The 13,143-nt window shown below is 67.6% G+C and carries 13 protein-coding genes and 1 tRNA gene; 6 read left to right on the top strand and 8 right to left on the bottom strand.

Annotation, left to right across the window (positions count from 1 at the left end):
* The first annotated feature begins 125 nt into the window (after positions 1 to 125).
* Positions 126 to 1,235: a winged helix DNA-binding domain-containing protein gene (locus tag PW843_20190; GenBank protein ID MDE1148892.1), complete on the top strand. Its 1,110-nt coding sequence runs from the start codon at positions 126 to 128 to the stop codon at positions 1,233 to 1,235.
* Between the two features lie 72 nt (positions 1,236 to 1,307).
* Positions 1,308 to 2,987, top strand: coding sequence for a Na/Pi cotransporter family protein (locus PW843_20185; protein MDE1148891.1), 1,680 nt, complete (start codon positions 1,308 to 1,310; stop codon positions 2,985 to 2,987).
* Between the two features lie 123 nt (positions 2,988 to 3,110).
* On the opposite strand, the gene PW843_20180 is transcribed toward PW843_20185, so the two are convergent.
* The 3 genes from PW843_20180 to PW843_20170 all read right to left on the bottom strand — a co-directional run bounded on the left by PW843_20180 (position 3,111) and on the right by PW843_20170 (position 5,672).
* A complete protein-coding gene (locus tag PW843_20180; GenBank protein ID MDE1148890.1) occupies positions 3,111 to 4,367 on the bottom strand; it encodes a serine hydrolase in 1,257 nt (418 codons plus the stop codon).
* The gene (locus PW843_20175) at positions 4,364 to 4,855 is read right to left on the bottom strand and encodes a MarR family transcriptional regulator (GenBank protein ID MDE1148889.1); all 492 of its coding nucleotides are present in this window, start codon (positions 4,853 to 4,855) and stop codon (positions 4,364 to 4,366) included. Before PW843_20175 ends, PW843_20180 begins: the two co-directional genes overlap by 4 nt.
* An 82-nt stretch (positions 4,856 to 4,937) precedes the next feature.
* Positions 4,938 to 5,672 carry a YafY family protein gene (locus PW843_20170; GenBank protein ID MDE1148888.1) on the bottom strand — a complete coding sequence of 245 codons (735 nt, stop codon included), beginning with the start codon at positions 5,670 to 5,672 and terminating at the stop codon, positions 4,938 to 4,940.
* Positions 5,673 to 5,766: 94 nt separating this feature from the next.
* Here PW843_20170 and PW843_20165 point away from each other — a divergent pair, with 94 nt between their 5' ends.
* Positions 5,767 to 6,543, top strand: a complete 777-nt coding sequence (locus tag PW843_20165) for a glutathione S-transferase family protein (GenBank protein ID MDE1148887.1) — start codon at positions 5,767 to 5,769, stop codon at positions 6,541 to 6,543.
* Positions 6,544 to 6,731: 188 nt separating this feature from the next.
* Here PW843_20165 and PW843_20160 read toward each other — a convergent pair.
* Positions 6,732 to 6,808: transfer RNA gene (locus tag PW843_20160), tRNA-Arg, on the bottom strand.
* A 246-nt stretch (positions 6,809 to 7,054) separates the two neighbouring features.
* Here PW843_20160 and gpt point away from each other — a divergent pair.
* Complete coding sequence (gene gpt / locus PW843_20155; protein ID MDE1148886.1) at positions 7,055 to 7,540, top strand: xanthine phosphoribosyltransferase; 486 nt, start codon at positions 7,055 to 7,057, stop codon at positions 7,538 to 7,540.
* Between the two features lie 208 nt (positions 7,541 to 7,748).
* Here gpt and PW843_20150 read toward each other — a convergent pair whose 3' ends face one another.
* Together PW843_20150 and PW843_20145 are read right to left on the bottom strand one after the other, a co-directional pair.
* Positions 7,749 to 8,168, bottom strand: a complete 420-nt coding sequence (locus PW843_20150; GenBank protein MDE1148885.1) for a hypothetical protein — start codon at positions 8,166 to 8,168, stop codon at positions 7,749 to 7,751.
* Positions 8,169 to 8,357: 189 nt separating this feature from the next.
* Positions 8,358 to 8,927, bottom strand: coding sequence for a TrmH family RNA methyltransferase (locus tag PW843_20145; protein MDE1148884.1), 570 nt, complete (start codon positions 8,925 to 8,927; stop codon positions 8,358 to 8,360).
* 142 nt (positions 8,928 to 9,069) lie between these two features.
* Between PW843_20145 and PW843_20140 the strand changes: the two genes are divergently transcribed.
* Both PW843_20140 and PW843_20135 read left to right on the top strand, forming a co-directional pair.
* Positions 9,070 to 10,194 carry an asparaginase gene (locus PW843_20140; GenBank protein MDE1148883.1) on the top strand — a complete coding sequence of 375 codons (1,125 nt, stop codon included), beginning with the start codon at positions 9,070 to 9,072 and terminating at the stop codon, positions 10,192 to 10,194.
* Positions 10,195 to 10,261: 67 nt separating this feature from the next.
* Positions 10,262 to 10,492 carry a hypothetical protein gene (locus tag PW843_20135; GenBank protein ID MDE1148882.1) on the top strand — a complete coding sequence of 77 codons (231 nt, stop codon included), beginning with the start codon at positions 10,262 to 10,264 and terminating at the stop codon, positions 10,490 to 10,492.
* 379 nt (positions 10,493 to 10,871) lie between these two features.
* Here the strand turns inward: PW843_20135 and PW843_20130 are convergent, their stop codons facing one another.
* Together PW843_20130 and PW843_20125 are read right to left on the bottom strand one after the other, a co-directional pair.
* A complete protein-coding gene (locus PW843_20130; GenBank protein MDE1148881.1) occupies positions 10,872 to 12,248 on the bottom strand; it encodes an ammonium transporter in 1,377 nt (458 codons plus the stop codon).
* A gap of 546 nt (positions 12,249 to 12,794) precedes the next feature.
* On the bottom strand, positions 12,795 to 13,034 hold the full coding sequence (locus tag PW843_20125; GenBank protein MDE1148880.1) for a hypothetical protein: 240 nt from the start codon (positions 13,032 to 13,034) through the stop codon (positions 12,795 to 12,797).
* Positions 13,035 to 13,143 lie beyond the last annotated feature (109 nt).

The following is a 13,143-nucleotide window of genomic DNA, read 5'->3' as shown; positions in this document are numbered from 1 at the left end:
GATGGGATCATTATGCCTGATATGGGGGTTAGGGAAAGCCCTGGCAGCAGGCATTTCCCAACGAAGAACACATGGCGGAACGGCATTTGCCGAATAATACAGAAAACGCGGGGATGATTTCACGAATGGACGACGTGAATAATAAGGTCATGTCCCGGGCGGCGTTGAACCGGGCCCTGCTGGCGCGCCAGATGTTGCTGTCCCGCCATGCCGCCACCCCGGTCGCGGCGGTGGAGGCCGTGGCCGGTTTGCAGGCCCAGGAACCCCGCCCGCCCTTCGTGGGGCTGTGGTCACGCCTGCTGGGCTTCCGGCGCGCGGACCTGCTGGCCCCGCTGCACGACCGGCACCTGGTGCGGGGGACCCTGCTGCGCGGGACCCAACATCTGGTCAGCGCCCGCGACTACGCCGCCTGGCGACCCCTGCTGCAACCGGTGTTGAGCGCGGGATTCTTGGGGCTTGGCGACCGCACCCGCCACATCGATCCCCACCCTATCGCCGCCGCCGCCCGGCTGCACATGGCCAGCCCCCGCACCTTCACCGATCTGCGCGCCCATTTGGCCGCGGCTTTTCCGGACCAGCCGGACGACCGCGCCATGGGCCATGCCGTGCGTTGCCATCTGCCGCTGGTGACGGTGCCGGACGACAGCATCTGGGGCATCGCCAACGACCCCCTCTACATCGCCGCCGACAACTGGCTGTCCACGCCGGTGGGGGAGGGCGCGGACATCAAGGACATGGTGCGCCGCTACCTGGCCGCCTTCGGGCCCGCGACCGCCGCCGACATGCAGGTCTGGTGCGGGCTGAAGGGGTTGAAGCCCGTGCTGGACGGCATGGCGCCTGACCTGGTGGTGCTGCGCGATGAAAAGGGCCGGGCCCTGTATGACCTGCCCGATGGCCCGCGCCCGCCGCCGGAAACGCCGGCGCCGGTGCGTTATGTCCCCGCCTTCGACAATTTGATCCTGGCCCATGCCGACCGGACCCGCATCGTGGATGAGGCCTGGCGCCCCCGCATCGTGTCCAAGAATTTGCAGGTGGCCGCCACCTTCCTGGTGGACGGCTTCGTCGCCGGTATCTGGAAAACCACCCGCAAGGCCAAACTGGCTACCCTGACGCTGGAACCGTTCATCCCCCTGGCCAAGGCGGATGAGGACGCCCTGCGGCAGGAGGGGGAGGCGCTGTTGCGCTTCCTGGAACCGGACGCGCCGGCCCTGGCGGTGATCGTCCAGCCGTCTTAGGACCATGGTGCGTGTTGCGCCCTTCGGATCATGGGCGGACGCTGGTTGGCTTCCGATGACACGGGAGGCCCGATGGAGTTCACCCTGGCGCTCGCCGATCTGGCGGGATGCGTGGCCCTGCTGCTGTGGGGCGTGCACATGGTGCAGACGGGCGTGCAGCGCGCGTTCGGTGCCCGGTTGCGTGCCGTTCTGGGCCGGGCGCTGGCCAACCGGGCGCAGTCCTTCCTGGTGGGCATGGGCGTCACCGCCCTGTTGCAGAGCAGCACGGCCACCGGCCTGATGGTCTCCGGCTTCGTCGCCGGCGGGCTGGTGGATCTGGTGCCGGCCCTGGCCGTCATGCTGGGCGCCAATGTCGGCACCACCCTGATCGTCCAGGCCCTGTCCTTCAACGTGGCGGCCATCGCCCCGGTGCTGATCCTGACCGGCTTCATCCTGTTCCGCCGGGGCGTGTCGCCCTCGCGCGACGTGGGCCGGGGCTTCATCGGCCTGGGCCTGATGCTGATGGCGCTGCACCAGTTGCTGGCCATCATCACCCCTTATGAGGACGCGCCCAGCCTGCGGATGCTGCTGGGCGCCATCGCCACCGAACCGGTGGTGGACGTCATCCTGGCGGCGGTGCTGACCTGGGCGGCGCATTCCAGCGTGGCGGTGGTGCTGCTGGTCATGTCGCTGGCGACGCAAAGTGCCGTGCCGCCCCAGGCCGCCTTCGCCCTGGTGCTGGGGGCGAACCTGGGCACCGCCATCAATCCGTTGCTGGAGGGGGCGGCCGGCGACGATCCCGTGGCCCGGCGCCTGCCGCTGGGCAATTTGCTGAACCGGGCGGTGGCGGTGCTGCTGGGCCTGGTGCTGATCCGGCAGATCGGGCCACTGATGGTGCGGTTGGAACCGGACGTCACCCGCGCCGTGGCGGATTTCCACACCCTGTTCAACGTGGCGGTGGGGGTGTTGTGTTTCCCCTTGCTGCCGGCCTACGCCCGGCTGCTGACGCGGATGCTGCCGGCACGGGTGGATGCGTCCGATCCCGGGCGGCCGCTGTACCTGGACGCGTCGGCCCAGGGCACGCCGGTGGTGGCGCTGGGCAACGCCGCGCGCGAGGCCCTGCGCCTGATCGATGTGCTGGAGGGCATGATGCAGGGCCTGCGCGACGCGCTGGACGATGGCGACCGCCGCCGCATGGCCGAGACCAAACGCATGGACGACGTGCTGGACCGGCTGAACGCCGCCATCAAGGCCTATCTCTCCGCCCTGGACACTGACGCCCTGTCGGACGGGGACCAGCGGCGCGCGCTGGAAATCCTGACCTTCGCCATGAACATGGAACATGCGGGCGACGTGGTGGACCGCAACCTGATGGGCCTGGCGCGCAAGCGGTTGAAGCGCGGCCTGGCTTTTTCCGCCGAAGGACGGCGGGACCTGCTGGATTTGGTCGACACCCTGATCGTCAATCTGCACACGGCCGGGTCGTTGTTCATGACCGGTGACGCCCGCGCCGCCCGCCTGCTGGCCCGCGAGAAGGAGGTGTTCCGCCGTCGCGAGAACGCGGCCACCATCGCCCACTTCGCCCGCCTCAGCACCGGCCGGGTGGAATCGGCCGAGACCAGCGCCCTGCATCTGGATCTGCTGCGCGACCTGAAGCGGGTGAACACCCATTTGGTGGAGGCCGCGGCCTATCCGGTGCTGGAACGCTCCGGCGACCTGCTGCCCAGCCGCCTCAGGGGTGAGGCGGTGGGCGTCACCGACGACGAGGAGTAAAGCCACCACCGTAGGTTGCGACCGCAGCCGCCGGAAGTTTTTGGGGAGCGTAGCGGACTGAAAACTGAGGAAGCCCAAGCCGGCGGATGTCGGCGCCCGGCGATTGAGGGCGTTGGAACAAACCTACCGGTCCAGTTCGCGGATGACCGCCAGCCACAGGGCCAGGGTTTCCGAACGCGGCGTGGTCAGCGGCTGGTTGTCGGTCTTGACCGAGGTCTGGACCATGACCAGCCTGGTCTTGGGATCGACGAAGATGTATTGCCCCTCCGCCCCCAGCAGGGCGAACAGGCGCCGCCCGTCCGGGCTGGCCTTGGGCGGCATCACCCAGACCTGATAGCCGTAGCCGTAGAAGTGCGCCGCCGTGCCTGGTGCCACCTGGGCATCGGCCGGGTCCAGGGTGGTCATGGCCAGCAGCCAGTCCTTGGGCAGCAACTGCTTGCCGTCCCAGTCGCCGTCACGGGCCAGCAGGCGGCCCAGCCGGCCGTAATCCCGCAGGGTGGCGTTGAAGCCGGAACAGCCGATCTCCTGCCCGCTGGCGTCCACCTCCCACCGCGCCTCGGCCTCCGCCCCCATGGGTTGCCACACCGTGGCGGCCAGGTCGTCGGACAGGGACCGGCCGGTGGCGTGGTGCACCACGGTGGCCAGTGTCTCACTGTCGCCGCAGGAATAGCGGAACTTGGCGCCGGCCGCCTCGGTGCGCTGGGTGTACTTGGCCAGGGCCGTGCCGGCGTCCACGCCGCTGTGGAGGTCGTGGAACAGGTCGTGGGGGGCTTCCTCGAACGCCACGCCGGACGACATCTGCAACAGGGCCTTCAGCGGCGTCTGGCCATAGGGGCTGCCCTTCAGGGTGGGCACGTAGGTTTCCGCCGTGTCGCCGATGCCCTTGACCCGGCCGTCGGCGATGGCCTGCCCCAGCAATAGGCTGACCAGGGTCTTGGCCATGGATTGCGACAGGAAACGGTCCTTGTCGGTGCGGCCATACTGGTAGCGCTCCACCAGGATGGTGTCGTCCTTCAGGATCAGCAGGCCGGTGGCCGGCACCCGCGCCATGTAGTCGTCCAGGCCCAGCACCGGCCCGTCCTTCACATGCAGGATGTCGGGGACGTAGTGGACCACCGGCTCCGCCGCCCGCTTGAAGGTCCAGGGCCGGGCCGCCGCCGGCAGGGTGCGGGTCTTGGCCACGCTGTCATAATGGCTGTAGCCCCAGACCATGTGGCCCTTCTCAAACCAATTGTCGCCGGTACCGGCGGGATAGCCCTCCGCCTGGCCATAGGCCGCGGCGTCGGGGCCGCCGGGGTTGAAGCTCTGGGCCCCGGCGGGCATGCCGGTGGCGAGTATCAGGGCGGCGGTTGCCGCCGCCAGGGTGTCGCGGCGCATCATTCGTCCTGTTCCTCGCTTGGGGGCGTGTCGGATGTCAGCAGGGGGGCGTCGGCCAGGCGGTCCATCAGCCGGGCGGCCAGGCGCAGCAAATCGCGCTCCGTCGGCGTCAGCGTAGCGACCATGGCGCGGGCCAGGGCGGTGCGGCGGTCCTGCACGTCGCCGATCAGCAGGCGGTTGCCGGCGTCGGTGATCTCGATCCGTACCTGGCGGCGGTCCACCGCGTCCGGGCGCCGGAGGATCAGGTCCTGGCTTTCCAGGTCCGCCAGCAGGCGGGTCAGCGATTGCGGCTGGATGCGCAGATACGCCGCCAGCGCCGTGGCCGTGGCCGGCCCCTCCCGGTACAGCCGGCCCAGCACGCCCAGCTTGGTGGTGCTCAGGCCTTCCGCCGGCCGTGCCGTCAGCAGACGCCGCGACAGGGCGGTGGTGCTGCGGTGCAGGTGGCGCGCCGTCTCCAGCGCCGCCTCGAATATGTCGCCGTGTGTCTCCATATAAGAAGCTATGACTTATCATTTATGGAGAGTCAACGGCCGTATTCACCGTTATATGGGGTATTATAATAAGATATGCGTATTAATTATCGCGGGCGAAGCCCAATTCCTCCTGCCGGCGGCGCTTCAGTTGCTTCAGCCAGCGCCCGCGCAGGGCGATCGGCTGTTCGGGATAACGCTCGTCCAGGAAATCGGCGGCCACCACCCGGTCGGTGCGGAAATGGCGGAAGTCCTGGCGCAACTCGCACCAGCCCGCCAGCAGGCGCGCGGTGTGGAAATAGGCGATGGTGACGGGCCAGATGACGCGGCGGCTGTCCCGCCCGCCCTCATCGGTGTAGCGCAGCGCGATCTTGCGGCCGGCGTGGATCCAGGCGCGGGTGCGGGCCAGGTCCAGGGCATGTGCCGGCGTCTCGCGCGGGTTCTGGCCCGGTAAAGCCATGGGCACGCGCACGGCCGGCTCCAGCACATAGGGGCGCAGGCGATCCGGCACGGTGGCCGCGATCTTGGCGATCAAGTCCTGGGCGGCGCGGGCCAGGGCCGGGTCGCCCCGTTCCGCCACCCATTGGGCGCCCAGCACCGCGGCCTCGATCTCATCGGGCGTCAGCATCAGGGGCGGCAGGTCGTAGCCGTCCTCCAGCACATAGCCGATGCCCGCCTCCCCCCGGATGGGCACGCGCTGGGCCATCAGGTCGGCGACATCGCGATAGACGGTGCGTTTCGATGTCTCCAGTTCCGCCGCCAGGGCGTCGGCCGTCAGGGGGAAGCGCGTGCGGCGCAGGATCTGGATGATCTGGAACAGGCGGTCGGCGCGTCTCATGGGGCCATCCTGGATGTCTGCTGCTGACAGCATGTTGGCAGCAGGATGGCAGTAGACAGGGGCCATCGCCAACTGTCCTCAGAGAGACGCCGCCATGAACGCCCCCACAGCCCTTCCCCCCGGCCTTCCCCCCGGCCTTCCCGCCCAGCCCATCACCCTGTTCGGCGGCGGCAGCCTGTTCGGCCTGCCCGACGCCAGCCCCTTCGCCATCAAGGCGGAGGTGCAGCTGAAGATGGCGGGCCTGCCCTATGTGAAGGCCCAGGCCATGCCCGACCAGGGCCCCAAGGGCCAGTTGCCCTTCATCGATGACGATGGCCAGCGGGTGGGCGACACCACCTTCATCCGCGCGCATCTGGAGGGGACCTACGGCATCGACCTGGATGCCGGGCTGACGCCTGAACAGCGGGCGCAGTCCTGGGCACTGGAACGGCTGCTGGAAAACCAGCTCTACTGGTGCGTGGTCTACGGCCGTTGGCTGATCCCGGAGAATTTCGCCAAGGGCCCCGCCCAGTTCTTCGACCGGGTGCCGGAGGCGGCGCGGGACGGTGTCCGCCAGGCGGCGCGGGACCGGGTCGCGCAGAACGTGCGCGCCGCCGGGCCCGCGCGGCACACGGCGGCGGAGGTGGCGGCCCTGTGTGACCGCTCCCTCTCCGCGCTGTCGCTGCTGCTGGGCGACCGACCCTATTTCATGGGGGATAAGGCCAGTGCCGTGGATGCCACCGCCCTGGGCGTGCTGGCCGGCCTGCTGACGCCGTTCTTCGACAGCGGCGTGCGGCGCCAGGCCTTGGGGTATCCCAACCTGCTGGCTTACACCGACCGCCTGATGGCGGAATTCTACCCGGATTTTCCTTGGGTGCCGGTCGCCGGCTGAAGAAGAAACGTCGCCCACCGTCCCGGCCGACCCCATGCGGGCGATAAAGCCGGGATGGTACGGCGAAAACATACGCGGGAAATCATATGACCCAGCGTGGGGGTAACTAATCGACGATGTGCTGTCTGGGGGATTGGGCCGGATTACTCAACGGCCTGAAACTTCATTCGCTGACGACTTGGTGCGAATGGCGCGCCCGGAAGGACTCGAACCTCCAACCCCCAGATTCGTAGTCTGGTGCTCTATCCAATTGAGCTACGGGCGCTTTTTCGTCTCACCGGCGTCAACCGGTGAGGTGGGTGCTTCTAAAGGACGATCGGGGGGAATGCAATAGCTTTTTTTCATCGGTGTGACGTTTGATGTTTTTTGCCCGAAGGGACCCCCGACCCCGGCGGGGCCGCCGTACCGGGAATGCGCACGGGACGCATTGTCCAGGCCCGGGGGATGGGCTATCTACGGTTTCTTCCACATTGATGTGAATATTCGACCCGTTTTGCGGAGCGCCGCCCCCATGTCCCAGCACGCCGATACCGCCAAGAACTTTCCCGTGACCTGGGAAGAACTGCATCGTCACGCCAAGGCGCTGGCCTGGCGCCTCAGCGACCGTGGGCCGTGGAAGGGCATCGTCGCCATCACCCGCGGCGGCCTGGTACCGGCCGCCATCCTGGCGCGTGAGCTGAACATCCGCCTGATCGATACCCTCTGCATCTCCAGCTACGACCATCAGAACCAGCGCACGGCGCAGCAGCTGAAGATGCCGGTGGCGGTCGAGGACGAGGGCGAGGGCTGGCTGATGATCGACGACCTGGTGGACACCGGCAAGACGGCCGCCATCGTGCGCAAGCTGCTGCCCAAGGCGCATTTCGCCACCATCTATGCCAAGCCGGCCGGCCGCCCCCTGGTGGACACCTTCATCACGGAAGTGTCGCAGGACACCTGGATCCATTTCCCCTGGGACCTGAACCCCATCGCCTTCATGCAGATCCGGAACGACTGATCTTTCGAATCCGCCCTCAGGCGGCGGGCGGGCGCGTCCGCGCCCTTGCCTGATCCTCGGTTTCCAGTCCGCCTACGGCTTCCCGGAAACCTCCGGCGGCCCCGGTCGGGGCCTATACCGGCATGAGGCCAGATACGCGAAACGAGACGGCCCCCGATCCGGTGTCATCCGGGCGGGGGCCGTTTTCGTTACCACTGTGCTGATCGGGTCAGCGCGTATCCGGGTCCAGCACCTGCTGCAGGTGCGGGGTGTCCGGGTCGTTGATGATGGCGCGCAGGGCCGAGCGGTCCTGCGGCATCTTGCCGTTGGGCACGTCCATCAGGGTCTCTGCCCGGACGTTCAGGGTGTTGGGCTTCTGGAACATCAGGCTCAACCGCTCATACTCCGCCCGGTGGAAGGCGTCGTTCTCTTCAAAGCTGGGGTAGGAGCGGGGGGTGATGATCACCTCCTCCTGCCGGGTCGTGGGGCCGCGCGGGCCCTGGGTGGTGATCGTCTGCGTCTCGGTGGTGGCCGCGGGCTGGGCCGTGGTGGTCTGGGCCCAACCGGGCACGGCGACGCCCAGCCCCAGGGCAAGGCCCAGGACCGGCAGCGCCGCATGGAGGCGGGTGTAGGGGCGGTGGATCGGCATGGCATCGGTCTCCTGCGATTGCCGACGCCATGGCGCCGGACGTTGAAGGAATCCGCGACCGCGATGGACGGTGCCCCGGGGCCCGCGCTTCGGGCGCGTGGGCCGGGACGGTGGTGGGCGGTGGCGGGCAAAGGCCCTGTCCAAATTAAGATAGGCAAGTCCGTGGGTTATTCCCAGGCCCGCCCGCCACTATTCTTGCCAGTCGCCCAGCAGGGGGCGCATGCGCTTGCTGTCCACGTTGCGGACCTTCTGCCGGCCATGGACATGGGTGGGCGCCGGGCCCGCCGGGCCGCCGACACGCACCGGACGCTCAGCAAAACGGCCAAGCGAGATCATGCGGTCGTACATGACGATGGCGGCGGCCACGGCCACGTTGACGCAGAACTTGGTGGGGATTTTGATGATGTGGTCGCAGCGCGCCTGCATGGCCGGCGACAAACTGCCGCGCTCCGGCCCCAGCACATAGGCCGCCCGCAGGGGGTGGCGGAAGCTGGGCAGATCCACCGCGTCGTCCGTCAGTTCCACACCCACCAGGGTGCAGCCCTCGGGCAGCGCCATCGCCGCGACGTTGGGGTAGGTGTAGAGGGGGACATGGTCCTGGCCGCCGGATGTGTCCACCCGGTTGACCTCATCCAGGTCCAGCGCCGCGTTCACGGTGAACACGAAGCTCGCCCCGAACGCATGGCCGGAGCGCATGATGGTCCCGATATTGCCCGACTTGCTGATCCCCTCGGCGCCCAGGGCGAAATATCCACGCATGTCGCGCACCTTGCACAAGCCAAGCCGCTTGGGCAAGGTTCCAGCCCCCCGGGAATCAGGATTGCAGTCATGCCCCGCCCGGGGGAGAACGCAGGCGATCTGAAACCCCTTTCACATTCCCCTGAAGGCGAAGCGGCCGGCCATGCACGACCACACCGACGATCATTCCCACGACGGCCATGACCACCAGGATGGCTGCTGCGGCGGCCATGGTGCTGAACCGGCGCCCACCGTGCGCCAGGTGGACATTCCCGACCGGTCGGACGCGCCCATCCTGGTGGAGGTGACGCGCGGTTCCATGGTGGAATCCCGCCATCGCGGCCGGGTGGTGGTGGTCGATGCCGACGCCCGGGTAGTGGCGCATTGGGGCGACATGGACGGGCTGGTCTACCCCCGCTCCTCCAACAAGGCCTTGCAGGCCATCCCCCTGATCGAAAGCGGGGCGGCCGACGCCTTCGCCGTCACGGATGAGGAACTGGCGCTGGCCTGCGCCTCCCACCAGGGGGAGGCGATGCACACCACCCGCGTGGCCGCCTGGCTGGACCGGCTGGGCCTATCGGTGGCCGATCTGGAATGTGGTTCCCACCTGCCCACGCATGAGCCCACCGCCGCCGCCCTGCTGGCGACGGGGGAAAAGCCCACGGCCCTGCACAACAACTGTTCCGGCAAGCACACCGGTTTCCTGGCGGTGGCCAAGCACAAGGGCGAGAAGCTGGTGGGTTATGTCCGCTACCAGCACCCGGTGCAGCAGCGCATCCTGGGCGTCATCGAACAGGTGACGGGCCAGGATCTCAGTCGCGCGCCCTGGGGCGTGGACGGCTGTTCCATCCCCACCATCGGCCTGCCGCTGGGGGCCTTGGCCCTGGGCATGGCCCGCCTGGCCGATCCCGATTGCCTGCCCGACCGCCGGGCGGAGGCTGTGACGCGCCTGCGCCGGGCTTGGGGAGCCCACCCCGAACTGGTGGGCGGCACCGGCAACTTCGACACCGACTTCATGCGCGCGGCGGAATCCCGCGTGCTGCTGAAGTCGGGGGCGGAGGGCGTGTGTTGCGCCGTGCTGCCGGAACACGGCCTGGGCATCGCCCTGAAGATCGAGGACGGGGCGCCGCGCGCCTCCGGTCCCGCCATGGCGGCGGTGCTGAAGCGCCTGGGCGTCCTGCCCGACACGGTGTGGGACGGTGTCGGCCATCTGGCCGTGGCCCCGATCACCAGCCGGCGCGGCGACACCGTCGGCGAAATCCGCCCGACCGCGGTGGCGGTGGGGTAAGGGGGCTGGCCGGCGGTTTGTGGAATGCCCAGATGATGGTATCCTGAGGTCGTCAGGAAGGATTTCCATGATGAGCAAGATCCCATCCCGCCGCTCCGACCCGCCTCATCCTGAGCAGGATGAGGAATTCCGCCGCCAGGCCGAAGAACTGGCGGCGTCGCTGGATGCCGCCGAGGCGGAACTTGAACGCGATGGTCCGGTTCCGCCCGCCCAGTTCGCCGCCATGTTGCGGGAACTGGCCCGGGAATGGGGGCTGGAAGACGATCTGGCTGAAGAAGGGCCGACGCCTGGCCCGTGATGCGCCTATCCGACCTACTGGCTGACCTGCCTGACAATCTATCCAGCCGCGCGGCCCAGGATCTTATCCGGATCTTGGGAAACAGTTGGGCCGAGTGGGGCGCTCAAACGGCTTTTCAGACGCGTAACCGTCTATTCTCAAGATGTCATTCAGTCGCGGATGGAACGGCCTTGGGGCATAGCCGCCACGACGTGACATCCCGCCGCTTGAGGCTTTTCCTGAACGAGGCCCCGTTCGTGGTTGTCTACAACCCGAGCACGCGACAGGTACTGCGCGTGCTTCATGGGGCGCGGGACTTCCCCCGGCTCATCCGGTGACCAGGCAATAAAAAGGCCGGCATCCGCTGGGGACGCCGGCCCTTTGCGTTAAGCGACCATCCTCAGTGGATGGACTCGCCGTGCAGGGCGATGTCCAGGCCGTCGCGCTCGATGTCCTCGTCCACGCGCAGGCCGATCACCAGGTCGATGATCTTCAGCAGCACGAAGGTGATGACGGCGCACCAGACGACGGTGAAGGCCACGCCCTCGATCTGGGTCAGCACCTGGTGGACGTTGCCCTCGATCAGGCCCAGCTTGGTGGTCGGGTCGTCCTTCAGGGCGCTGGCGAAGGCGCCTTCGCTGTTGGCGATGCCGATCTTGGCGAAGACGCCGGTCAGGAGGGCGCCGACGATGCCGCCGATGCCGTGCACGCCGAAGGCGTCCAGGCTGTCGTCATATCCGAAGGCGCGCTTCATCGAGGTGGCGGTGAAGAAGCAGATGATGCCGGCCGCGATGCCGATGGCGAAGGCGCCCACGGTATCGACGAAGCCGGCCGCCGGGGTGATGGCCACCAGGCCGGCGACGGCGCCGGAAATGATGCCCAGCACCGACGGCTTGCCCTTCAGGGCCCATTCCACGAACACCCAGGCCAGGGCGGCCGCACCGGTGGCGACCTGCGTGACCGTCATCGCCATGCCGGCGCGCGGGCCGGCGGTCAGGGCGGAACCGGCGTTGAAGCCGAACCAGCCCACCCACAGCAAGGAGGCGCCGATCAGGCTCAGCACCAGGTTGTGCGGGCTGAAATCGGCGTTGGGATAGCCCTTGCGCTTGCCGATGACCAGGCAGGCCACCAGGCCGGCGACACCGGCGTTGATGTGCACCACGGTGCCGCCGGCGAAGTCCAGCACGCCCAGCTTGGCCATGAAGCCGTTGGGGTGCCACACGGTGTGGGCGATGGGGGCGTAGACCAGCAGCGACCACAGGGTGATGAACACCAGCATGGACGAGAACTTCATGCGATCGGCGAAGGCGCCGGTGATCAGCGCCGGCGTGATGATCGCGAAGGTCATCTGGTACATCATGAACACCGGCTCCGGGATCGTCGGGGCCAGGGCGTGCGTGCCGGCCGGGTCCATGCCGGCCAGCAGGATGCGGCTGAAGCCGCCGATGAATTCCTTGGCGTCGGCCGCGTCGCTGGCCGCCGTGAAGGCCAGGCTATAGCCGATCAGGGCCCACAGCACGGTGATCAGGCAGGTGATGGTGAAGCTCTGCATCACCATGGCCAGCACGTTGAACTTGCGCACCATGCCGCCGTAGAACAGCGCCAGGCCGGGGATGGTCATCATCAGGACCAGGGCGGTGGACATCAGCATCCAGGCGGTGTCGCCGCCGCTGATCGTCGGCGCCGCGGCGGCCGGTGCGGCCGCGTCCTGCGCGAAGGCCAGCGCGGGCATCAGCCCCGCCGCCATGCCCAGCGCCCCCATCCCCAACGCGCCCATTCGGCGCTTCCCAAACAAACGGTTCATGCCGCTCCCCATTCCCAGTCATCCCAGCCCAGGCCCAGGCACCCCCCGAAAACAAGGAAACCAGCCCCCGGCAAACCCGCCGCCTCTTCAAAATCCATGCCGTCCGGTACGCGGGCAGGCGTTCCGGTGTTCCCGGCATCCACGCCTTCGTCAGGGCTTGCCCAAATTTTGATCTGATTGCGCAGGATTCTTGTTCAGAGATTCGAGGGATGCTGAAAATATAAGCAGCAGATGGATCGGTTTGTCGTCGCGATCTTAATATTTTCAAGGCTATATCGGAAATGATTGGATGGAACCGGCGCGTTTGTCGGCAATGATCCGCGCATTTGCTTATTTTATATGCGCAAAAGAAGAATTAAGCTGCTAGGGGTGCCCCTAAGGGGCAGGCGTCTTCCGCCAAAAACAAAGGCCGCCGGCAAGCGCTCCTGCCCCGGTCCCAAGGTCGCCCCCGGGATCGGGTCGGACGGTGCCGACGGCCCCTGTGGATTCAAGCCGCGTCCTGACGGACAACGGACGCGCTTACTCTTCTTCTTCGTCGGCGTCCTGCTCGATCTGGGCGGCCAGGTCGTGCAGCATGTCGACCACGTCCTGGTGGGTGGTCTCTTCCACGGCCTGGTTGACGGCAACCTCGATCATGGCGACCGACACGTAGGCGGCCAGGGGGCCGGCCTCCTTCAGCGCCGCCTCAAGGTGCTTTTCCGCGATGGACAGGGCCTTCTCGAAAAGGGCTTCCGCGGTGGAGTTGTTGGTGTCGCTCATGGCAGACCTTTTTAGTGCTAAAGGGATTGATATAGGGCTGATGCGGGGCAGCTATAGCATCCTTCCTGGGCGCCAGTCACGCCGCCCGGCTTGCCAAAGGGGCCCCACA

Source organism: Azospirillaceae bacterium (assembly GCA_028283825.1).
Classification (GTDB): domain Bacteria; phylum Pseudomonadota; class Alphaproteobacteria; order Azospirillales; family Azospirillaceae; genus Nitrospirillum.
The sequence above is the reverse complement of the archived record's forward strand: the minus strand, read 5'-3'. Positions and strand labels throughout refer to the sequence as shown.